This is a genomic window from Pleionea sp. CnH1-48 (assembly GCF_024124665.1).
GTDB lineage: Bacteria > Pseudomonadota > Gammaproteobacteria > Enterobacterales > Kangiellaceae > JAMXSB01.
In genome coordinates, this window is the sequence record NZ_JAMXSB010000002.1 from 369880 (window position 1) to 392534 (window position 22655).

Sequence of the window (22655 nt, forward strand, 5' to 3'; positions counted from 1 at the left end):
ATCCATCGTTAAAGTATAGATCCTAGTTAAAGAAATATCAGTTTCAAACTCAGTGTTTTATAGACGACATAACATTTAAGAATGACGTTGGTTTGTTATTACATGATTATCAAAATTATGGATAGATTTGATATAAAAAAGTGCAACTAAGGCCCTACTAAACTCATTGCGAGTTTCATAAAGCCCGGCATCAATTACACATTGAGATAATATTATTTTCCGTTAAACAGTAATCGAACCACCGGAAATCTAAGTACGATGAACTTATGAATCAACAAAGTGACAACAATGGTTAGAAAGATAATGAGAAACATGCTGATTTCTCCTGGCCATCCAAGTCCAATAAAGATCAATCCAAACAATATCACTAACAGATGGTGAAATAGATAAACGGTATAGGAAGCATCAGACAAAAAGCTCCATCGTTTTGACTCGGTATTTAAGAACCGATAAAAAACATGGAAGCATAAAGAAACAGAAAACCAGCCCAACAAAGACTTGCAATATATCACCAAAGAACCACTAAAAAGGTCCGGTGAAGTGCTGGCAAACTCAACAATAACTCCAGCAAGGGCCATGATTAAAAAACTGAGCCAAAGCGGAACCATAGCAAATTCATGAAGTAACTTTTGGTTGTAATACAGTAAAATACCAAACGCAAAATAAGGCAAATAGGTCAATAAAGTATAAGTATTTACGACACCAAAGTATTCATTATATATAGGCAGTCCCAACCAGTTAAACACTACAATAAGACCATTCGTTAATGGCGCTAATAACAGAATCCATAAAATGGGCACAGAAGCAACAGCATCACTTATCCGAGCCACCCAAGGCTCCCAAAAACGCACCAGCAATGCCGCCAGCAAAATAAAAATAAGTAAGTAGTTAAGGAACCAGAGATGATATACCCAGCCTCCCTGCAAAAAATATTGTGAGGCATCGGTCGACAACCAGCCGGAGCGAACTAATGCAATCGCTTGCAATGAGTTGAGAAAAATAGCCGAAGAAATCAACGGTAAAATGATACGCTTAAAGCGTATTCTTAAAAACTCACGAGCCATGTAACGACTGAGCAGCAAAGCACAAAACAACCCTGAAACCATAAAAAATGCGGGCATACGGAAAGTATGAATAACAGTAACAACGATGTCTGCTAACAGTGATGACTCTTCGCTATAAATGACCCAGGTTTTCGCGGGCCTAAATATCTGGGCGGAGTGAAGCACCACACCAAGCATCATCAATACACCTCGCATTGAATCTAAAAAATGAAGTCGCTCTAACTGACTGCGCATGTCGAATTAATTCCATGTATTAATAAAGAATAACCATAAGGTGTCAGATGAATACCATCTTCGCGAAAAACAGCGACCTCATGTTTCGGTGACTGCCACTCTGGCCGATAAAACTCTAGCTTCTCTTGCTGCCTGGCCCACAGCTCCATCTGATGGTTAAATTGCGAATATATCCCCCAGTCTTGTGCTCTCGCTGGCGAAGGTTTAATGGCAACAATGTGAATTAAGCTGCTGGGAAAACGCTGACGTAGCGTATCCACCAATTGTTGGTAATGCTTCATCGTGGTTGCGACTTCAAGACCAAAACTGAGATCGTTCTCTGCTGCATAAATAAAAATACGAGACGGTGAGATACTTAATGGAGACCACCGCAGATAACGAATAACATCCGCAAGCTGAGACTGACCAATCCCACGATTCAACCAGGAGCCACATAAGATACCGGACTCATGTGGTAAGAACTCGACAGAAGAGCTGCCTAATAAAAGATCTTTGGGGCCATGCTTGTGTTGTAAATCATCAATAACATAGTGAAGGATACGAGAATCGACTTTGTTTTGGCCGAGCACAAGCCAACCTGTCACTACTAACAAAAGCGGCACAGTGAACAACAAGAGTCGTCTAAATCCCAAAGCTTTCACGAAGTCCCTCGAAGCTTATTAAATAATTGAATAAATGCTTATCTAGCGAGTAATTAGCTTTGAATATCCAAGAAGGTTTCTATCTAAAAAATAATCGATTTATACAGCCATCAAAATAAAAAATATTGGCACCCATCTAATCAAAATATCCGCCAATACTGGGCTCTGCAAGGCTAATTAAGTGTTGATATTATGTTCCTTATTAAATGAGATAGCAACTCCCCTCCCTGAGATTTTATGTTTTCATCTCAATCGTAGCCTCTGCAACCAAAACGTATTTTATCGATAAAAATCAACGACTAACCGTGTTAGACTGGCGGAATCTAAAAAAATTCGGTAAAACTCACACTTTGTTTGCCGCTATCAACTGACGCAGGACTCTAGCGCCACAATGATTTTATCCCATTCTTTTATTGGGCTTGTCCTAATTCCTCTGGCATCAACGCCTCTTTCCTCAACCTCCACGAATGAGGGAGATGAAAGAAAAGTCGTAGTAACGGCGACGACCAATGACATTCGATTAAGCCGCATACCTTCAGCCACTTCGGTAATTGATGCTTCAGACTTACAACCAGAATCCGGAATCAACTTAGGTCATTTACTCACTGGTGTACCCGGTGTCTTTTTTCAAAGCAGTGCTAATTTTGCCCAAGACGAAAGAATATCCATAAGAGGATTTGGCTCAAGGAGCAGTTTTGGTATACGTGGCATCACCATTGTCGTGGATGGCATACCTCACACGCTACCAGATGGCCAATCTCAAATTGACAGTCTGGACCTAACTCAAGTCGAGCGGCTTGAAGTGTTACGAGGCCCAAGCTCTTCTTTTTACGGTAATTCGGCAGGTGGCGTTGTTCACCTGGTGACTCGAACGGGCGCAGATAAGCCTCATGCTACCCTACGCCACTTACGTGGCGCCGACGGGCTCGATGATCGACAAATAGCCACTCACGCATCATTTGAACCATTGGATATCAATATGAGTTGGCGTCGAACGGATTATCAAGGTTATCGCGATCACAGCCAAAGCTTACAAGACCGATGGAATGGCAAACTGAGCTGGCGCATAGACGAAGATTCTCAACTCAGTGCATTAATTAGCCGAGTGGATGCGCCACTCGCGCAGGATCCTGGTGGTATTACATTAGAACAAGCAACTGAAAATCCAACGTCGGCAAGAGACCGAAATCAACTCTTTGATGCTGGCGAATCCGTTGCTCAAAATAAGTTGGGGCTGGCCTATCAACGCCAATTCAGTGAACAGCTGCAATGGCATATTAATGGTTTTAACATTCAACGCGACTTTGACAACAAACTACCATTTGTCGGTGGCGGTCAGGTTGATCTGGAACGACACTTTCGTGGCTTACATTCACGACTGAACCTCAATCAAGAAGATTCCAGCTGGAGTTTAGGGTGGGAATGGCGCCAACAAAAGGATCAACGACTACGCTTTAATAATGATCAGAGCCAGCGCGGTGCCTTGGTATTTTCGCAACAGGAGCAGCTCAACACATTGGCCGCTTTTGCTCAGTGGCAGCACCAGTGGCATCAACACTGGTCGAGTTCAGTGGGGCTTCGTTACGACGATATTGAGCTGGAGGTAGACGATCACTTTTTAACGAATGGCGACGACTCGGGTCAAAAGCGTTGGCAAGATACGAGTCTAAACGTGGGCATAGGTTATCACCCTCAGGCTAATCAACTATTCTTCGCGAACATCAGCTCAGCCTTTCAAACCCCAACCACAACGGAGTTAGCGAATCCCCTGGCCCCAGCGGATGGAGGTGGATTTAACCAACAACTCGAGCCCGAACGTGCCTTAAACGCAGAACTAGGTATGCGTCTATATCGGCAACCATTTGATTATCTGGAAGTGGTGCTTTTTAATACTCGCGTCAAAGACACCATCATTCCTTTCGAAGTCCCTGATTTTTCTGGCAGTGGTCGAGACTTCTTCCGTAACAATGGGCTTTCGACGCGGCGAGGACTAGAAATAAGCTTAAATCAGCAACTGACCCCTTCCATTCAGCTAACAACCGCGTTAACTCATGCTCAATACAAACTGGATGATTTTGTCACACCGGATGGCAATTTTAGTGGTGGTCGTTTGCCCGGTGTACCCGATCGCCAATTTGATATTCAGTTACGGTGGCAACCAACTGACGATTTCTCTATTCGTACTCAGGCGCAAAAAATTGGCCGACGATTTGTTAACAACGACAATAGTCTGGCCGCCGATGGATATCATCGACTCAATATGACTATCGCCTACCGCTATCAATGGTCAAAAACTCAATTGAACAGTTTTGTGATTCTCAACAACATAACCAACAGCAAATACCACGACAATTTGCGTATTAACGCCTTTGGCGGTCGCTATTTTGAGCCCGCCGCAGAACGTCAGATAGTCGTTGGTTTCGAACTCACTCAATTACTATAAAAAAGTGAGTGTTTTCTCTATGATTACAATGGGCCAAAAGGAACATTACTATGATAAATCGAATAACTAATCCTCTCTATTTATTACTTGGGTTGTCGCTGTTTGCGACGACGCTAAAGGCAGCGAATATCCCTACTTCTAAAACCACTGACCACTATCGTCTTGAAACTCGAGTCGACGATGTTTCGATACCTTGGGGAATGGTGCTCTTATCTGACGGCAGCCTGCTATACAGCGAGCGTAAAGGCGCTATGTATCGAATAGGTGCCGATGGTAAAAAGAAAAAAATTAAGGGATTGCCGGATATTGTTGCCAAGGGTCAGGGAGGATTATTGGACATCCACCTACACCCAGACTATGCCAACAACGGCTGGATTTATTACGCCTATTCCAGCCCCGAAGGCAAAGGAAGAGGCTCCAATACAGCGATTGCACGCGCCAAGCTAAAAAACGACCAGCTGACTGAACAACAGGTGTTATATAAAGCTAGTCCTAACAGCACTCGTGGGCATCACTTTGGCAGCCGCATCAGCTTCGATAAGCAAGGCTTTTTGTATTTCTCCATTGGCGATCGAGGTGATCGCGACACCCTGCCCCAGGATATCAAACTGGATGGAGGCAAGATCTATCGTTTGCACGATGATGGCAGAATTCCTAAAGACAACCCTTTTGTAAAAGATGCGTCAGCCAAAAAAGCCATCTTCTCTTATGGTCACCGCAATCCTCAGGGAATGGCCAAACATCCTCAGACAGGAGCCATCTGGACCCATGAACACGGCCCCAGAGGTGGCGACGAAATCAATGTGATATCAAAGGGGCTGAACTACGGTTGGCCAGTCATCAGCTATGGCATCAACTACAATGGCACTCGTTTTACGGATATAACTCATAAAGAAGGCATGCAACAGCCGCTTTGGCACTGGACCCCTTCGATCGCACCTTCGGGCATGGTCTTTGTTACCAGCGAACGTTACCCCGAATGGAAAGGTCACCTGTTAGTCGGTTCATTAAAATTTGGCTATCTGGTGTTATGCAAACTCGAAGGCAATAAAGTTGTTAGCCAAGAAGTGGTTCTCGATAAGCTCGGACGGGTCAGAAATATTATAGAAGCAGCAGACGGTTACCTATACGTAGCAACCGATAATGGAAAAATAGCGCGTATTATTCATACAGCGCCTTAATATTTATCATCTAGAGGCGCATTCTTTCGAACGCGCCTCTAGCCTTTAGATCTTCTCAGAGTTCACCTGATGCAATTGGGTAATCGCAATGTACTTAGCATTAGATACGGGTGGTGCGCCACGGTGGACATAAGTCCAACCCACTGGACATAACAGCAAGCGCCCTTCTACAGGCTTAACTTTCATTTTTTGCCACGGATACTCGGTTTCACCGCCTTCTTCTACCGTATTTAAATACCACAGACAGGTAATAACACGAGTGGTCACTCCTCCGCCTAAATTATCGGAGTGCCAGTCAAAATGGGCGCCAGGATTGTATTTTGCAATCTTGATTGGCTCATGGCGGATAGCACAGCCAAATGCCTTACCCCAATGTTTCATATATTGATTAAGATGCTGACCAAGGCTATTCATCAACACTTTATTTTCTTCGGCCCAGTCAGAGCGTTCCGGGGTTAATGCAATCTCGGTGGTGTCTTTAATATCAGGCTGATAAGCACCTTCTCGTGTGCCATTACCAACCAATCCTTTAGTCACGCTGGCATCCGACTCAAAGCGCTGGATCATTTGGCGGCAAAAGGAGGCAGGTAAGCTGTTTTCGTAAATACCAAAAAAGGGATCGTTGTTCATATACGTCTCAAATCAATAACTAAAACACTATCAGACAGGTCCAAGCCTATTCTCGTTTTTATTTTTACGAGTAATTATCTGTTTGAATACTCATGCAGCATTATGCGTTTTATTCGAGACAATAACAATAATGAAAGAGATTTAGAGAGGCGTCCTGCGCAGTAGATGACTCAGCATTCATCAGCCTGCGCAAGATTCCCAGGCAAGCAACCCCTTGTTATTAATATATCCAAAGTATTTCAAGGTGCAGGTAGGCGGCCAGCAATCGAATCCCCTGAGCTTAGCTTAACTAAGTAATTGGGGAGAGTGCGCGCAGCGCTGTAACTTGAACAACAGCGCTGCATCTTGAAAGGCGACGGGGATAAAGTGCGCCTATGGACAAGAGTAAACATTACCCGTTAAAGTCACGTTAGTCTGTTGAGTGCTGCCACCATAATCAACGTCAAAACTTCCGGTCTGCCCCGCTCGTTGGGTTAAAAGATAGACCAAATTACCACCGAGTGCGGCCGCCTTATTTTTTAAGTCGTTACGAGCGCCTGTTTCTAGATCAGCATTAGATGTAAACCCACCGGTAAAAAAATCACCTTGGTTGCCAGTTACATCGCCTAAGAAGCGGCACTCATTACCTGGCTCTTGATGGGTTAAACGTACACGTTCTGCGCCTGGGTTAACTTGGATGGCCGAGCAAGCAGCCAGGTTCAGTGCAACAACAACAGTTAGTAACTTCTTCATTTTTTACTCCAGTATTCGATCAATGTAGGAGGCATAATACCCTCTTGAACTGAATCATAACTTAACAAAACTCAGAGTTAATTCATTTACGACAAGTCCTTACAAAGACATACATTAACGGACAAGAACTAACAGTAAAAACCGCGCCTTTAGAACATGGTATTTTGGGTAATTTTTCACTAAACTAACGCAAGCTCAGTGAACTAGTATTTTTGAGTCCAGTGAAACAAGGATTATTTACATGACCATCGAGAAAGACATTCAACAACATCTCACTCAACTCGAACAACAAAAGTCCATTCAAATTCTTGTAGCCATTGAAAGTGGTAGTCGAGCCTGGGGATTCCCCTCTCATGACAGCGACTACGACGTTCGAATCATTTACTACAAAGATGCTAGCCATTACTTAAGTGTTTTTGAACAAAAAGATACCTTAGAAGTACCTATCACTGACTTATTAGATATTGCTGGCTGGGATCTTAAAAAAGCGCTTAACTTAATGTACTCTGGTAATGCAGTAATTCATGAATGGTTAAACTCTCCGATTATTTATCGTGAAGAAAAGACAAAAAGCTCTAGGCTAAAAGCTTTTGCAGAGTCCGTTTTTAACCCTGTACCCGCTTTCTATCACTACTTGAATATGTCTGCCAAAAAGTTTGATGTTTCTCAAGAAAGTAGCTTTTCTGCCAAACGATTACTTTACGCCTATAGAACATTATTATGTGCCCTATGGATCGAAAAATACCAAACCGCTCCACCTATGCTATTTGGCGAGCTGATGGACGATCTGTTAAAAAAATACGGAGATGTGCAACAAGAGCTGGAAAAAATCATCACAGTGAAAGCTGAAGGAAAAGAAAAAGACATGATCAGTGTGAATGATGATTTACAGACGTATGCCCGACAACAACTCGTTCGGTTAAAAGAAATCAATATTGGCAAAAATAGTAAAAAACAACCCATTCTTTTTGATGAGCTGTTTCGCCAACTTCTCAGCTCAAACTAAGAGACTCATAAAATAAAAGCCAATAAAAAAGCCGCTTCCAGAAACTGAAAGCGGCTTTTATTATCGATGAGTCAATTAGTTGCTCGATTGGCCTTTCTGAATCAGAATCTTCTGACCTTGCTCATCGGTTACCACAGTACCAACAGGCTTATGTTGAACCGCTTCATTACCCACCTGAACAGGAATGGTAAAAGGACGGTATTGAGTTTTTCCATCTTGCTCAACACTGGCCACCAGGTTAATGTAAAAGCGTCCGTTTTTCTCTGCTATAACACGGATAGGTGCTACTGCACTGTACTTGCCAGTCTTTGCTGATAGCTGAGTCGACCATTGTGGTTTACCCTCTACCCATACCAGATGTTCAGCTGACGACACTGAAGCTTTTACAGGTGCTTTTGTCGAAGAACGAAATGCCACTTCAATTTCAATCAGATCACCGGCTAAAGGTGATTTGGTTAGTACCTTGTAATCCAACTCGATGGGTGCCGATGGTTTACTGTATGCATGGGCAACAGCTTCTTTTTTCATTTCTACAACAGGTGTTGCTTCTTGAGTACAACCAACCAAAGAAGAGGCAATACTCAAAGCCACCGTTAATTTTAATAAAGACTTCATATCACTCTCCAATTAATTAGTTAGCACGGACGGTTACGTTAATACAGGCATCTGAATTGTTTCTGGTAGATACCGCACGGTCATCATAAACTTCAAGCACATACTCTTCTGCTTCTAAATTTACGTCTCCCGACTCATTACCTCTTACTTCTAATCGAGATACCAATTCACCGCGGCGAAATACTCTTACATCCGCATCGGCTCCGCCAGATGCCGTTGCATTGATTTTATAACTACCAGCAGTGGCAATAGGTAAGCGAATAAATTGACGATTACCTAATTTATTGTAATTACCATTAGCAGTGAAACTACACACTTCCAAATCAGGTCCACCAATGGTAATACTTTTGTATACAGGTAAGTTTCTTGCGTCACCACCATCATTGGTTTCACCTGTACCATAGTGGTCATTAACAATAATGCTCTGCCCAGCTAGCAACGCATCAATACCTGCAACATCATCAGGTGCGGCTGCTTTGATCTCAGTAGCTAGAGTAAAAATAGAGGTTCTTGCATTCGTTGTGACTTCACCATTAACTAAAGCGGTGTAAATTGGAGCAAAACCCAATGCAATGGTATCAACCCCATCATTTTGTGCGTCATAAATATCGTATAACACAGACTGTACACTACCCTCGTTATACCAACCTTCGTTAGTTACCGTATTGCGCTCAACATTAATATCGAATCCACTGCCTTGACGAGCACCATTAGAATCACGATAGAAAGGATCGTCTGTTACAATACCAGACAATGCATTACCGAAACCTTCACCTAATGCGACACGCATATCTAAACGCTGACCACCCGAATGAGACCCGCCGATAGAATCCGAACGAGAATGGCGACCTTCAAAGTAATGACCCCATTCATGAATAACAACATGCCCATCGTATTCATCAGTATCGCTGTCATCGTCTCCTAAGATATACACATCAGTGCCATCAAAGTGAGATGTGCCAATGTCACCATTCGCTTTATCGCCTCTAGCAGCGCGATTGTTTACACTCCAATTTAATTTGAGCGCCACAAAGTTAATATCAGCATCAACGCCAACTACTTTTTCTTTAGCTTCATAGACATTGTCTAAAATAGCAAAAGGTCCAGCAACACGCGTAGAGGTATAACTCGAGCCACCCCAACCTGATGCCGCATTCACATTCAATGTAACAGGACTGGTTGCAACCGCCTGAGTGGCTGAGTCCATTACATATAAAGCCTGACCATTGGTGTTATCGACAACGGTAAAATCCCAGGTAGGAGCGTCACCTGTTTTTAGCAATTGCGCTTTGGTTCTTACTTTGTAGTCGCCCGCCGTCGTCACAGTAAAACTGTAGTTACCGTTTTCATCACTTACCGTTGACTCAACAATTGAAGAATCTGAAGCTTTTAGAAGTTCAACAACAGCACCTCGAATCGGCAGCTGCCCAATATTGCTGTAATCCAGTGCACTGGATGCAGTATTGTGAGGAACATGGTCGTAAGTTAAGCGCCCTGATAAGGTCGCGCCTGTCGGTGTTTCAACAATAGTGACAGACACTTCATCGGTCGCTGTTGCATCAAGACTATCAGTTACTGTTAAACGAAAAACTAATACTTGAGCATTAGCAGGATCGAAAGTTGGCGCAGTAAAAGTGGCAGTAGCGGTATTCGCATTGGTCAAGGTTACATTAGTACCAGACACCTGCTCCCATAAATAGCTCTTAATCGATACATCATCAGTACTTCCTGTTCCACTCAAGGTTACTTCTGAATCAGCGGTTGCGTTAAAGTCAGCAGGAGCTACAGCAACTGGCGGTTGATCAGGAGTAATAGTTACCTTAATCGTAGCTGATGAAGAAGCACCATCGTTATCTACTGCCGTCACGGTAAAAGTTAACTCAGTAGCCACATCAACATCAGGCGCATCGAAAGATACAGTATTGGCAAACGTCTCTTCAAGTGTCACCGTTGGCGAGCCACCTGTCTGACGCCAGGTCAATGACTCGATAGTGCCATCTAAATCCGCAGCAACAACGGTTAACACAACTCGTGATTGCTCAACGGCAGACAAGCTGTCTCTAGTATCAAGAACCGGAGAACGATTGGCTGGTTCCGAATCTTTTCCTCCACCGCCACAAGCAGCAACTAAAGACATAAGCCCTGCAGTAAGGACGAGTTTAACTAACTTCATATAATATCCTGTATACAAAAAACGAATTAATTGAGGCCGGAATTCTACGCAATGTTTCGAAAAAGACATAACTCAAAACACAATAATATTACACTTTTTGTAACAACAATATTTACATAGAAAATGAGACTGAGAGCTCAATAAAATTCAGAGCAGGTTAAGGTTAGAAAGATAAAAGAATATTTATGCAGCCATCCTGATTTGTTATGAGCTCCTTGGTCTAGCTCTTTTTTTATTTTCTTTTGATCGTAGCTAGTCTTATAAGTCTCTGTTTAAAAGAAAAATAATCGAATGCATTCCAATATAGAAAACCAGAAGTCTTGTTATAAAGCATGATGATAAATTGGCTTACTTCCTGAATAATAATTTCCTGCTAAAAGATATTTTGAAATAGAGCTCATAAGACTCGCGCAATGGAATAAGGTTTTATGGATGAGCCAGTAATAGTGTTGAACTAGGTAAAAACGCTAAGAAAAAATAATCAACTCGAAAGTTTATATTTCATCTTATCAATAAGACGAAATATAAACGTTACTCCTGCCAAAGAAAAAATACCCACAAAGGAATAGCTAGGCATCTCTTTATATAATAAAACTAACTTTGATATTCTTCTAAACTAATGCCTTCTTTTTCGCACACTCTTATAACAGAAGGCAACTTTGTAATCCGTTGAAGATATTTTTTAATATGAGGGAAACTCATTGGTGGCTGGTGAATTTCGTCCGCCCATATTGCCAACATTAAAAAGTAAAAGTCACATGCCGATAGCCGCTCACCAGCCAGAAAAGGTTGTTTCGATAGTGCATCATCTAATACGGCCAAAAATTGAGCGACTCGCTCATGCTGCTGTTCTCTTATTGATGGCGCGACTTCGGGCATGGTGGTGTATTTATCTGGATAAAAATACACCATCAGTTCAGCTTGTAATGTGTTCGTTAAAAACATAAGCCATTGATGAAACTTTGCGCGCTCAGGAGTACCTAACCCTGGCATCATAAATTTTTCGGGGTGTTTCTCTGCCAGATGAACACAGATAGCCGGACTTTCAAAAAGTACCATCTCATCATCAATAAGTGCAGGAATTCGTCCAAGTGGATTCAATTGCAAAAACTCTTTAGACTTATGTGCATTCTCCTTTCTATCCACCAAAGTTAATTGATAATCCAATTCCATATGTTCAAGTAAAAGATGAGGAGCAAGACTGGCATTACAAGGATAATAAAATAGAGTGTACATGGTTTCTTAAGCCTATCTACAAAACGACAGTCTAATGTAAATAGAGGTTGCTGTCACTCTAGTGTTCGAGTTGAGAGAAGCTAACAAAAAAACAACTACCGGAGCCTTCCTTACTTTCTACCCGAATATCTGCACCATGATTTTCGACAATACGTTTTACGATGCTTAAACCAAGGCCAGAGCCTTGATATTTCCTATCGGAGTGAAGTCGATAAAAAGGTGAAAATATTTTCTTAAGATACTCTTCTTTCATCCCAATGCCATTATCCTTAAAGGTGATAACATGAGAGTGACTTTTCTTATTAAACTGATGAGCAATATTAATCTTAGGTTCATTCTCGTTGTATTTAATTGCGTTTTGAATCAAGTTATAAAATAGAATGAACAATTGTGATCTCACACCATTAATACTTGGAAGTTCTGATACAGCAATATTGTAGGACTGATCCTCGCCGCCCTCCAAGGTAGCACAAACCTCCTCAACCACAACATTCAAGTCAACTTCAGTAGTAACTATAGCCAAATTGTTAGTACTTAAATAATCATATAAACCTTTTTCAAGTGCTCCTATCGCGTTGACATTAGTATCTAATAAACGGAACCAATCAGAGAGTTCCTCTGTAATCGCCTCACCCAACTTTTCTTGTATAATTTTTGATGAACTACCAATTCGCCGCACCATGCCTTTAAAGTCATGGGATAAAGAACGACAAAAAGCTTCCATATCGCTAGTTCTTTCTTCTAACAATATCTGTTGCTGTTTTCGCTTAATAGCATAAGTGCAAATACGATGAAGCAAGTTAATATTCAGCTCATCTTTTGGTAAGAAATCCTGCATACCATAAGTTAGCAGTTTATGAGCAACATTCTCATCATTAATAGAGGTAAGAATGATAATAGGAACACAGGTTTCTATCTGTTTGAGCCTATCAATGGTTTCACCAATGCTTGAGTCGGGTAGCTGCAGATCACAAAGACAAATATCAAATGTTTTATCAGATAACAGGTCCATTGCTGGCAACAGGTTTTCCTCTGTATGAACAGACGTATCGTCGCTAAACGCACTCCCAATCAAGTCTTGAATAAGCAGCGCATGGTCTTGGTTATCTTCAACGAGTAAGATTTGCATTTTTTGCCTCTCAAATCTCAGATATGAGAACCCGGTAACTCAGTTGTTAGTACCCAGTACAAATTCAGTTCCCTTATCTTACGAGAAAACTCATCAAATTGAATGGGCTTGGTGATAAAACTGTTTACTCCCTCATTAAAGCAAAGCTCGATTTCACTTTGAGCTCTTGAGGTAGTCACCATTACGACGGGCATAGATTTTAGTTTACTGTCAGACTTAATTTCTCTTAGTGCGCTAATACCATCCATACGAGGCATTTTAATATCGAGTAAAACCAGATCCGGCTTATGCTCGCCATCGGTGTTATTCCACTGCTCTTTTCTTAAGTACTCCAACAACTGCTCACCATTTGTCACATGAACAACCGAGTTTTCACTATTAAAATCTTTTAGTGTATCAATCATCAACTCGGCATGATCACAGTTATCTTCGGCCAGCAAGATATTAATTGGCTTAACTTGATTCATTATCTAACTCCTCACTCTTACTCGGAAAGTGAAGTGAGAAACAACTGCCTTCACCATAGCGCGACTGTAGTTGGACAGAGCCATTATGTTTTTCCATAATGGCTTTTACAATCGCCAAACCAACTCCAGTCCCTTCTCCTATGTCCAAACGCTCAAACATGCGAAATATCTTGTCATGATATTTTTCTTCGATTCCCATTCCATTATCAATTACTTTAACCACCACCTCATGACCTAAGTCTTCAGTGCAAACATTAATAACCAAAGGTCTTGAGTCGTCTCGATATTTAATTGAATTAGTTAATAAGTTTTGTAAGCACTGCGACAATAAGCGTTCATTTGCCAATACAGGATGTACGCAATCATCAAAGTTCACAACGACTTTTGCATCTTCTAACATTGATTCAATTGAGTGGATAACGGGCATTGCCAAGTGTTTAACATCTGCCTTAACTTTCTCAATATCCTGTCGAATGATGCGAGACAGATTCAGCAAGTCGAGTAGCAAATCTTCCATGTGCTTTACATTTGCGCTAATTCTTTCAAAGCGATGACACTGTCTATCATCTAACATATCTTTCAGTTGTTGCTGAAGCTGCTTAGTAAATCCACCAATCGTCACTAAAGGCGACTTAAGATCATGGGACACGGTATAAACAAACTGCTCCATTTCTTGGTTTTTTTGGGTCAGCTTACTATTGAGGCTCTCCAGATTTTTTTGAATCAAAAGGCGCTCTCGGATATCAAGAATAGAGGCAACAACAAACATTCCCGATTGCGTATGAATCGGATTCAAACCAATCTCTACAGGAACTTCAGTCCCATCTTTCCTAACACCATTAAGATCCCTTCCCTTACCCATCGCTCTTGTAGTTGGCTTTTCAAAGAATTGCTTTTGTACGCTAGAGTGTTCAGGGCGATATTTCTGTGGGACCAAATTATCAACAGACATACCTAATAATTCTTTAGGACCATATCCAAAAAGATTTTCGGCTTGAGTGTTTGCCAATACAATAATCCCACTCACATCAGTCATAATTAACGCATTCGGAGCCTGCTCTATAATCAGCCTTAACTGGTCTTGTTCTTTCTGACGATGAGAAACATCAACTATCGACGCAACAACCAGCTGCCGGTCACGAATTTTAATAGGATTTAAACCAATCTCAACGGGTATCGCCTTACCGTCCTTCCGCTGACCTTTTAAATCCCTTCCGGCTCCCATGGCTCTAGGAACAGGGTTATCGAAAAACTGCTTACGCATTTGGGGATGTATTTTTCGACTGTCTTCTGGCACAAGAGAATGCACAGAGGTACCTAGCAACTCTCCCTCTTCATAACCAAAGAGACTTTCGGCCTGAGCATTACTCAAGACTATGGTTCCATCCTCATCCGTCATGATCAACGCATTAGGAGCCTGCTCCACAATAAGAGATAATAACTCTTGATGATGATACTCATTGTTTAAACCATGAATGACAACAAGAATGGTGACGGCATCCGCTGAATTACAAAGAACGTTGAATGAAATATTAACTAACGAGTCGGAGCTATAATCGACTTCGATCTTAATGTCTTCTTTTGTTGTTAAACATTTGTCGAAGGACTGGTTAATCTTTTCTTTTGCACTACCGTGAAAAAACTCACTTATGAGATTAAAATTCTTTAAAGCTTTTCCAAAACAATCGTCAGCAACGGCGTTTTGTTGTAAAACACGTCCTTTTGTATCAAGTAGAATGATCGCATCATCCTTCATACTGGATTACCTTTTAAAACTTCCCGTTTTGACTCAATGTTACTCTCATAATTGGTTCATAAAAAACTCATAAAGAGCGTTGGTAACAGGAATGTTTTTTTAAAATAAACAAAGCAATTGAGACAGGTTCCTTGCCTTAGTATTAGTCATATTTCCGCTAGTTTCTAATACTTTAAAATAAAAAATATCATTTATTGTATAAATACTTTGAAAACTATCACCAATGTATTACTCATTTAAAATGATTAGAACGACCACATTCTGCCGTGAGTATTTCTATTCGTTTATCGACTCATTCATAACCATCTTTATCTTTCACTCGAACACCTTGTTAAACTCTCCACTCCTTAAATCAGTCACCTCTTTCATAGCCGGATAAAATATGAACTAGAATGGCTGCTAACACTCTACAATCACAATTCTTCTTAAGCATTGAAAAATCAGGCAAAGCCCTCATAATAGTCTGATAAATCAATGCTCTAACCTTATTCAAAGAAGATTGTCTTATTTTCGACAAATCTGAAGCAGAGATGTCACTATTTATTCATAGCTTAACTATACTATGAGGGTTTCGTCACAACTCATTGTCCAATATTTATACGGTGAGAGTGCTCCCCTCATCCCATTTAAAGGAAATATTAAACGTGTATAAAAGAACGAAAATCGTCACCACGCTAGGCCCTGCCACCGATAATGAAGAGGCGCTCGAAGCGTTATTTAAGGCTGGTGCCAATGTCGTTCGTCTGAATTTCTCTCATGGAAGTCCAGAAGATCATAAATTACGCGCTCAGCGTGTGCGCGAAGTGGCCCATCGAATGGACATAGAAATTGCCATACTCGGCGATCTTCAGGGCCCTAAAATCCGCATCGCGCGTTTTGCCGACACCAAAGTGACTGTCGAACCTGGTCAGACCTTCGTGTTTGATGCCGACCTTGATAGAGAAGCCGGAAACTCGGAAGTCGTAGGCATAGACTACAAAGAATTACCTAACGACTGTCAAACGGGTGATATTCTGTTATTAGATGATGGACGACTAGAATTTAAAATTACCGCCATAGAAGGCAATCGTGTCATCACAGAAGTCATCATTGGTGGTGAATTAAGCAATAATAAAGGCATTAATCTAAAAGGTGGCGGCCTTTCTGCCTCAGCCCTCACCGACAAAGACAAAAAAGACATTCTGCTGGCCGCTGAGATTGGTGTGGACTATTTAGCGGTTTCCTTTCCGCGCAGTGCAGAAGACATACAATTGGCCAAAAAGCTTCAAGAAGAAGCTGGTGGGCACGCAGGAATCGTCGCCAAAATAGAACGAGCAGAAGTGGTAGAGTCAGATGAAGTACTAGATTCAGTCATCGAGGCTTCCGAGGCCGTGATGGTTGCTCGAGGTGATTTGGGCGTAGAGATTGGTGATGCCGAATTAATAGGTGTACAGAAAAAAATTATCCAACGAGCGCGAACGCTGGACCGTGTTGTCATCACAGCAACACAAATGATGGAGTCGATGATTACCAATGCCATCCCTACTCGTGCCGAAGTTTTCGATGTGGCCAATGCTGTTCTTGACGGAACCGATGCCGTAATGCTATCAGCAGAAACAGCAACGGGCGAACACCCTATTCGAGTGGTTGAAGCGATGAGTCGTGTTTGTATTGGAGCAGAAAAAGAAAAGAGTACTCAAGTTTCTGGGCACCGAGTTGAATGCAAATTTGAGCGCAGCGATGAAGCCATTGCCATGGCGGTGATGTACGCTGCCAACCACTTAAAAGGTGTGAAGGCTATTTGCTGTCTAACAGAATCCGGAGCAACTGCTTTGTGGATGTCTCGTATTCGTTCTGGCATTCCAATTTACGCACTAACTTCTCGTGTTGATACTCAACGTCGAATCGCTTTGTATCGAGGTGTAGATTCTATTCCTTTTAACCCAAGCGTTCTGGCTCGACATGATGTTAACCGACTGGCAGTAGCAGAACTGGAAAAACGAGGCATTGTCGAACGAGGTGATCTGGTATTGCTCACTAAAGGCGATCACATGGGACTTCTTGGAGGCACTAACGCCTTAAAAATACTAAAAGTCGGCGAAATCGTTTAACCGTAATATCAAGCCTCCTTATGGAGGCTTTTTTATTGCCCCAAAAAACATCACAAAAATAATAAAGTCACCATCAAGGCTCAGGGACATCATCATGAAATATGTAAAGCATTTAGTCTGCACCGGTTGCGGTACCACTTATCCAGAAACCGAACTAATGAACTTGTGTCCACAAGATAACAGGCCTCTACAGTTTGTTATGGATGTCGCCAAAATCAAAAACGATTACCCTGACGAAAGCTGGCATCATGATGATCTTCCATCCATGTGGCGCTTTGGCGCTCTGCTTCCCTTGAATATTGATGACAATGATGAAAGCCATTGTATTTTTTCTCTCGGCGAAGGCCACACGCCTGTTTTGGATTTTACTCAATACGCCAAAACTCAACTCAAACTGAATATTGATTTCTTTATTAAGGATGAAGGACAACCACATCAGGGATTTGGTGCTAACCCTACTGGCAGTTTTAAAGACCGGGGCATGGCCATGGTCGCTTCTATGGCAAGATTCCATGGAATACATAAGCTGGTGGTGCCAACCCAAGGTAATGCGGGTGATTCTTTAGCGGAATACAGCCTTAAGGCTGGCTTCGAAACCGCAGTGATTATGCCCGACGATACTCCCATGCCTATCTTAGGAAAAGTATCAGCCTATGCCCAGATGCACGAAAAAATTCATCTGGATTTGGTGTCAGGAACCATTCGAGAAGCTGCCGCCTTAATGAAAGAAAAATACCTGCCCCAAGGTTATTTTAATTGTGCAACCTTCCAGGAGCCGGGCTGGCGTATTGAAGGCAAAAAAACCATGGGACTAGAACTTGCAGAACCCTGGCCTGGAATCAAAGACAGTTGGTCACTACCTGATGTTATTTTGTATCCTACCGGTGGAGGAACTGGTATCTTAGGGATGTGGAAAGCATTTGATGAATTGGAACAGCTCGGCATGATCGACTCAAAGCGTCCGCGTATTATTGCTGTTCAGAGTGAAAAGAATGCTCCCGTTGTTCACGCATTACAAAACAACCTAAAAGATACAATACCCACTGATGGCGGCCAAACTTTGGCAACAGGTCTTAATGTGCCTGGTGGTGTAGGACATTTTAAAGTACTGGATATTGTGCGCCAAAGCGGCGGCGGTGGTATTACAGTTTCTGAATCTGCGATTGCCGACCAACTTTCTGCACTGTATCGTGACTACCGTCTTTGGATCAGTCCAGAAGGTGCCGCCACAGTAGCGGCTTTGCAACCAGCCTTTGAATCAGGCTTGATTAAGTCTTCTGATTCGGTGGTGTGTTTTAATACAGGAAGTTTTGAGAAGTACTTACCAAATGTTCGCAAATTATTGTGTTAGTTTTTCGCTTTGGGTGATAAGAATGTCTTAAAACATTCTTATCACTTTCCTCTAAATCCATAGAGGAGAAACTCAACTTAACATTCTGCCAAAAACTTCTGGATAAATGCTTTTTCACCGGATTGATATTTAAGTTTGTATTTCTTGACAATACTGTCGAATTTCTCAACATATTCGCATTGATAAAAAAACTGTGGCGGCAGCCAGCTATCAGGACCACTGGCTGACTTTTGACTGTTCAATCGATCTAAAACCACGAGTAAGTTTTCAGTATCGTTCGCAAACTCTCGTTTCTTTGCTTTAGACCATTGGTAACCTCCGTGGTTATGAGCCCATAGCAGTGGCACTACGTGATCAACATCTAAGTCGCTGGCTCTTGTAAAGGTGTCACCGGAGTAAGGATCATACCAACGGCCAGAAAAGACAGTACACTTCTTACTATTGGTAAACCTTACTTTCTTTTGAGAGGTTTTTATCAATAGCTCCTGTCTTTCATTCTGGCAATCATCATCCCGGTCAATCCAGTGCTCATAATCTGAACGACGATAGTTAAGTAATTTTTGAGACTCATTTTTAGTTTTTGTTAAGGTTGAATACTGGAGTTTTTCGCCATGACAATGGTATACCCCGGTCTTCTTATTCTCATGGCATCCATCTTTGTTAGTGCGACCACCATGAGCATTGGCCGATACCATAAAGGCTCCAATAACTAATATAAGGAAGTAATTCATCTTTAACCTTTCTATTTTTGTTTTAGTAAATTTTTTTGAACGATAAATCAACAGTCGTTTGCATATCGTTAAGCTAGGCGGGATATTAAAGAACGATTTATTTTATGAGAAAAACAAACAACAAAATATCTATTTCAGTATATTTTTTAAAGTTTTTTATCTGACTACTTTAATGTCATTTCTGTCAATAAATATAAATGAGAAGGTAGTCACAAGCTCTATTAAAAACATACATTATGTTTCACTAATAAGATCAGGAGAGAGTGGACAATATTTAAGCAAACCACATTAAAGTTTTATAGGTAGGCTTTGGTTCCTTAAAATTTTTAAAACTATCTTCGAATACATGAAAAGATCGAAGTTGCACAAGGCTTCTTCAGATAAAACAAGCGCTGGCCAACACCAGCGCTTTATTACAGCTAGTTAGAACTAATAGTTAAAGTTGTATCTCCATACTCTGGATTAGCAGCAACCGATACATAGTACCAACCTTCTGTTGGACTGTTCACAACAATACGCTCGCTGTTAGTTGCTCCGGTTGAACGTTGATCGTAGTCAGAAACCGTAGCCCATGATGCATCCTTAACATAAAGATCGCCATTACCAGAGCCATTATTCAGCTCAATCACTAATTGACTCGTGTCAGCCTCAACATAAGTATAAAAATATTGAAGTGCATTGCTGCCTGCAACACAAGTAGGCGTATTGAGTTCGACATTACCGTAAGTAATACCTGAGCTATTTGCACAAGCATCAACGCCTCCTCCACTTGGAGGTGTGAAAGACGCTGTTAAGGTAACGCCAGCAAATGGATTGTAAGCTCGTAACATCACATACCAACGATCTGAGACCGGAGTAGCAAACTCACAGCTTTCTTGATTACCGTTTTTCCATGGACGACAGTCATAATCAGAAGCTGTTGGTTGACTTCCTCGTTTAACGTAGAGATCAGCATCACCGGTTCCGTCATTGATCTCAAACTTAAGATCTGTTGCACCTTCTGGAACCTCGATGTAGAAGTGAACTTCTCCATTTTGCTCATCAACAGCAATACCCGTTTTGCTTACACCATTTTGCAGTTCAGCGTCGGTTCCGCCGCCTCCCCCGCCATTGCCGGGAATGTCGTCGTTGCTTTCAACAGTTTGCAGCCAGGCATTCCACTCTGCGTCATAGCTGGTGCCAATGCTGTTGATGTAACTTAGGTAATTGTCGTAGTTACCTGCACGGAAATAGGCAAGCATTTGATCCACTTCGCCACGATGTTTTTCGAACATAAAACGAACGGCTAAATAACCCCAAGTGTAAACTCGGTTTTGCCCACTGTTATAGTCATTAGACATAATCGTGCTAAGTGGGAAAGCTTGAGTTCGAGCGGCTTCAATGGCGCTGTCATTGCGATTCTTTTTCGAAATATATTCTGCCAATCCTTCTATCCACCAAACTGTTTTGTGGCTACTGGTACGAGCGTCGGCAAAATCCCCTTTAAGGTTAAAACGTCCATCAAGATAATGAACATATTCATGAGTTAAGTTCCAAACTTCGAACTCTGGACGCAACCAGGAAGCTTCATGAGCAATAAAACGCGCTTGATTATTGACATCGGAAGGATCACCTTCTAAATACATTCCACCATTGTTAGTACTGATGCCAAAAAAGAGTCCAGCGTAAGTGTTGTAGTTATCATAGTCATCAAACACAACCACTTCGAGATCTTCGTTATGGTCATCTGCAACGGGCGTATTATTGGTCTCTAACATAGAGTGAAAAAAGGTTTCTTGAACGGAAAGTTTTTGACAAGAATCATTCAACTCTGATGAATTCATTTCTTGTGCACGTACTTTAATGGTTGAGCTGCAAGAATGATTGACCGATAAAATTTGTTGCTCTAGTTGCTCCTTGAAACCACAAATATTAAATTCTGCGCAGTCATCGTAATAATCAGCATTGCCTGCTGCACGAAGCCAGACGCTGGCGCCTGTTCCGGTCATGCTATAACGTTGCAGTATTGTTTTTGTGCGAGCTTTTACTGTCGAATAAACCGCAGCCTGCTTATGTTGTAGAATTCGGGTGAGCTCACCCGCTGCATTTTCTTGCATAAACAATGCATCATGAGTAAGCATCCAGTCTTGTTGTGCAAACTTAGCGAGCAGCTCTACGAGTTGATAATCATCGGCAATAGCTGCAACAAACTGATCATTCCAATGACCACGAAACAGCATGGTAAAAAAACTATTAACCGCATTTCTCATATACCAGTGCTGAGCGGCATCTTGATTCCAACGATTCAACCACTCTTTTGCGGCAGGTATATATCGATGCTGTAACCCCGCACTATCCATCAAGATGATCGCGTCATTAATATTTTTTCCATGTTGATCACTGGCTGCATAAAAATCGCCGTTACCTACCAGGTTATCCAATGCACGAGTTACGGCTTGTGTCACATTATTGCCGTAAGCAGGTACATCATCTGGATTATAAAATTGAATGTAATAACCAGTTCGCAAAAATAGATAGAGATTTCCAATATCATTCGGCCCGTTTGTCGCCGAGTATTGGCTGGCTAAGGTAGCCGTTGCATTTGCAACATCGAGCATTTTATTCGCTTGAAAAGCTGCAAAACTGGTTGTGTTGGCAGTGAATAAGTTGTTCAGACACTCAGTATCAGCATTACGAATATGACTGACGAGTGCAGAACCGGTTTTGGTAGCAAAGCCATTCATATCACAGGTTGCTTTTATAGAGACTTTTTGATGATGTGAATGATGCTTGCTATGGATATGATGATACATGGGCTCGACAGGAGCCTCGACTTCTATCTGCGGTTTGATATGTTGAGATGAATGCTTAACAGGCGCATGTTGCTTGGCAGCTATTGAAAAGCTTGCTCCCATAAGCAACATAGAGACTCCTACCAAGCCTCGACTTTTGAACATGTTCATGATGAACCTCGACATTATTTTTTTGTGTTAGGTGGCATTCTGCGCTGCACCCCGTATGCGCAGAATGGAAAGCAGTATTCAGTTTTATTGTTTGAATACTGCACTGTCATCATAACCACACATTATATTGTATACAATATACCCATTTGTTTTTTGCCACTTCTATCGCATAAAAGATATGAAATGAGAACTCCAGAAGGCCAAAATACCTACAAAGGGATATCTTTTTTTAAT

The 22655-nt window shown here is 41.7% G+C and carries 17 protein-coding genes; 5 read left to right on the forward strand and 12 right to left on the reverse strand.

Annotated elements, in window-relative coordinates; genetic code table 11:
• Positions 1–212: 212 nt before the first annotated feature.
• Both NH399_RS04130 and NH399_RS04135 read right to left on the reverse strand, forming a co-directional pair.
• Positions 213–1298: an acyltransferase family protein gene (locus NH399_RS04130; protein ID WP_253037166.1), complete on the reverse strand. Its 1086-nt coding sequence runs from the start codon at positions 1296–1298 to the stop codon at positions 213–215.
• A complete protein-coding gene (locus NH399_RS04135; protein WP_253037167.1) occupies positions 1283–1939 on the reverse strand; it encodes a GDSL-type esterase/lipase family protein in 657 nt (218 codons plus the stop codon). Before NH399_RS04135 ends, NH399_RS04130 begins: the two co-directional genes overlap by 16 nt.
• Positions 1940–2330: 391 nt before the next feature.
• Here NH399_RS04135 and NH399_RS04140 point away from each other — a divergent pair, with 391 nt between their 5' ends.
• Both NH399_RS04140 and NH399_RS04145 read left to right on the forward strand, forming a co-directional pair.
• Positions 2331–4382 (forward strand): TonB-dependent receptor, encoded by a 2052-nt coding sequence (locus NH399_RS04140; protein WP_253037168.1) that lies wholly within the window; start codon positions 2331–2333, stop codon positions 4380–4382.
• A gap of 50 nt (positions 4383–4432) precedes the next feature.
• Complete coding sequence (locus NH399_RS04145) at positions 4433–5563, forward strand: PQQ-dependent sugar dehydrogenase (protein ID WP_253037169.1); 1131 nt, start codon at positions 4433–4435, stop codon at positions 5561–5563.
• A gap of 45 nt (positions 5564–5608) precedes the next feature.
• Here NH399_RS04145 and NH399_RS04150 read toward each other — a convergent pair whose 3' ends face one another.
• Together NH399_RS04150 and NH399_RS04155 are read right to left on the reverse strand one after the other, a co-directional pair.
• Positions 5609–6193, reverse strand: a complete 585-nt coding sequence (locus tag NH399_RS04150; protein ID WP_253037171.1) for a 2OG-Fe(II) oxygenase — start codon at positions 6191–6193, stop codon at positions 5609–5611.
• A 372-nt stretch (positions 6194–6565) separates the two neighbouring features.
• The gene (locus NH399_RS04155; protein ID WP_253037172.1) at positions 6566–6925 is read right to left on the reverse strand and encodes a DUF4156 domain-containing protein; all 360 of its coding nucleotides are present in this window, start codon (positions 6923–6925) and stop codon (positions 6566–6568) included.
• A 241-nt stretch (positions 6926–7166) separates the two neighbouring features.
• Here NH399_RS04155 and NH399_RS04160 point away from each other — a divergent pair, with 241 nt between their 5' ends.
• On the forward strand, positions 7167–7931 hold the full coding sequence (locus NH399_RS04160; RefSeq protein ID WP_253037173.1) for a nucleotidyltransferase domain-containing protein: 765 nt from the start codon (positions 7167–7169) through the stop codon (positions 7929–7931).
• A gap of 75 nt (positions 7932–8006) precedes the next feature.
• Here the strand turns inward: NH399_RS04160 and NH399_RS04165 are convergent, their stop codons facing one another.
• The 6 genes from NH399_RS04165 to NH399_RS04190 all read right to left on the reverse strand — a co-directional run bounded on the left by NH399_RS04165 (position 8007) and on the right by NH399_RS04190 (position 15307).
• Positions 8007–8546, reverse strand: a complete 540-nt coding sequence (locus NH399_RS04165; protein WP_253037174.1) for a hypothetical protein — start codon at positions 8544–8546, stop codon at positions 8007–8009.
• Positions 8547–8562: 16 nt separating this feature from the next.
• Complete coding sequence (locus tag NH399_RS04170; RefSeq protein WP_253037175.1) at positions 8563–10719, reverse strand: SdrD B-like domain-containing protein; 2157 nt, start codon at positions 10717–10719, stop codon at positions 8563–8565.
• A gap of 594 nt (positions 10720–11313) precedes the next feature.
• Complete coding sequence (locus NH399_RS04175) at positions 11314–11955, reverse strand: glutathione S-transferase family protein (protein WP_253037176.1); 642 nt, start codon at positions 11953–11955, stop codon at positions 11314–11316.
• A gap of 58 nt (positions 11956–12013) precedes the next feature.
• A complete protein-coding gene (locus tag NH399_RS04180) occupies positions 12014–13084 on the reverse strand; it encodes an ATP-binding protein (RefSeq protein WP_253037177.1) in 1071 nt (356 codons plus the stop codon).
• Positions 13085–13101: 17 nt separating this feature from the next.
• Complete coding sequence (locus NH399_RS04185; protein WP_253037178.1) at positions 13102–13551, reverse strand: response regulator; 450 nt, start codon at positions 13549–13551, stop codon at positions 13102–13104.
• Positions 13538–15307, reverse strand: coding sequence for a PAS domain S-box protein (locus NH399_RS04190; RefSeq protein WP_253037179.1), 1770 nt, complete (start codon positions 15305–15307; stop codon positions 13538–13540). The genes NH399_RS04185 and NH399_RS04190 overlap by 14 nt, the downstream gene beginning before the upstream one ends.
• Positions 15308–15951: 644 nt before the next feature.
• Here NH399_RS04190 and pyk point away from each other — a divergent pair.
• Together pyk and NH399_RS04200 are read left to right on the forward strand one after the other, a co-directional pair.
• Complete coding sequence (pyk, locus tag NH399_RS04195) at positions 15952–17397, forward strand: pyruvate kinase (RefSeq protein ID WP_253037180.1); 1446 nt, start codon at positions 15952–15954, stop codon at positions 17395–17397.
• Positions 17398–17491: 94 nt separating this feature from the next.
• Positions 17492–18748, forward strand: coding sequence for a threonine synthase (locus NH399_RS04200; RefSeq protein WP_253037181.1), 1257 nt, complete (start codon positions 17492–17494; stop codon positions 18746–18748).
• A 77-nt stretch (positions 18749–18825) separates the two neighbouring features.
• Here NH399_RS04200 and NH399_RS04205 read toward each other — a convergent pair whose 3' ends face one another.
• Together NH399_RS04205 and NH399_RS04210 are read right to left on the reverse strand one after the other, a co-directional pair.
• On the reverse strand, positions 18826–19479 hold the full coding sequence (locus NH399_RS04205; protein ID WP_253037182.1) for a YHYH domain-containing protein: 654 nt from the start codon (positions 19477–19479) through the stop codon (positions 18826–18828).
• Between the two features lie 419 nt (positions 19480–19898).
• A complete protein-coding gene (locus tag NH399_RS04210; RefSeq protein ID WP_253037183.1) occupies positions 19899–22421 on the reverse strand; it encodes a M9 family metallopeptidase in 2523 nt (840 codons plus the stop codon).
• Positions 22422–22655 lie beyond the last annotated feature (234 nt).

Excerpts from the sequence above, each read along its gene's own strand:
- NH399_RS04190 (WP_253037179.1), bottom strand. The coding sequence starts at position 15,307 with ATGAAGGATGATGCGATCATTCTACTTGATACAAAAGGACGTGTTTTA.
- NH399_RS04170 (WP_253037175.1), bottom strand. The coding sequence starts at position 10,719 with ATGAAGTTAGTTAAACTCGTCCTTACTGCAGGGCTTATGTCTTTAGTT.
- NH399_RS04145 (WP_253037169.1), top strand. The coding sequence starts at position 4,433 with ATGATAAATCGAATAACTAATCCTCTCTATTTATTACTTGGGTTGTCG.
- NH399_RS04155 (WP_253037172.1), bottom strand. The coding sequence starts at position 6,925 with ATGAAGAAGTTACTAACTGTTGTTGTTGCACTGAACCTGGCTGCTTGC.
- NH399_RS04175 (WP_253037176.1), bottom strand. The coding sequence starts at position 11,955 with ATGTACACTCTATTTTATTATCCTTGTAATGCCAGTCTTGCTCCTCAT.
- NH399_RS04205 (WP_253037182.1), bottom strand. The coding sequence starts at position 19,479 with ATGAATTACTTCCTTATATTAGTTATTGGAGCCTTTATGGTATCGGCC.
- NH399_RS04210 (WP_253037183.1), bottom strand. The coding sequence starts at position 22,421 with ATGAACATGTTCAAAAGTCGAGGCTTGGTAGGAGTCTCTATGTTGCTT.
- NH399_RS04180 (WP_253037177.1), bottom strand. The coding sequence starts at position 13,084 with ATGCAAATCTTACTCGTTGAAGATAACCAAGACCATGCGCTGCTTATT.
- NH399_RS04165 (WP_253037174.1), bottom strand. The coding sequence starts at position 8,546 with ATGAAGTCTTTATTAAAATTAACGGTGGCTTTGAGTATTGCCTCTTCT.
- NH399_RS04200 (WP_253037181.1), top strand. The coding sequence starts at position 17,492 with ATGAAATATGTAAAGCATTTAGTCTGCACCGGTTGCGGTACCACTTAT.
- NH399_RS04140 (WP_253037168.1), top strand. The coding sequence starts at position 2,331 with ATGATTTTATCCCATTCTTTTATTGGGCTTGTCCTAATTCCTCTGGCA.
- NH399_RS04150 (WP_253037171.1), bottom strand. The coding sequence starts at position 6,193 with ATGAACAACGATCCCTTTTTTGGTATTTACGAAAACAGCTTACCTGCC.
- NH399_RS04185 (WP_253037178.1), bottom strand. The coding sequence starts at position 13,551 with ATGAATCAAGTTAAGCCAATTAATATCTTGCTGGCCGAAGATAACTGT.
- NH399_RS04130 (WP_253037166.1), bottom strand. The coding sequence starts at position 1,298 with ATGCGCAGTCAGTTAGAGCGACTTCATTTTTTAGATTCAATGCGAGGT.
- NH399_RS04160 (WP_253037173.1), top strand. The coding sequence starts at position 7,167 with ATGACCATCGAGAAAGACATTCAACAACATCTCACTCAACTCGAACAA.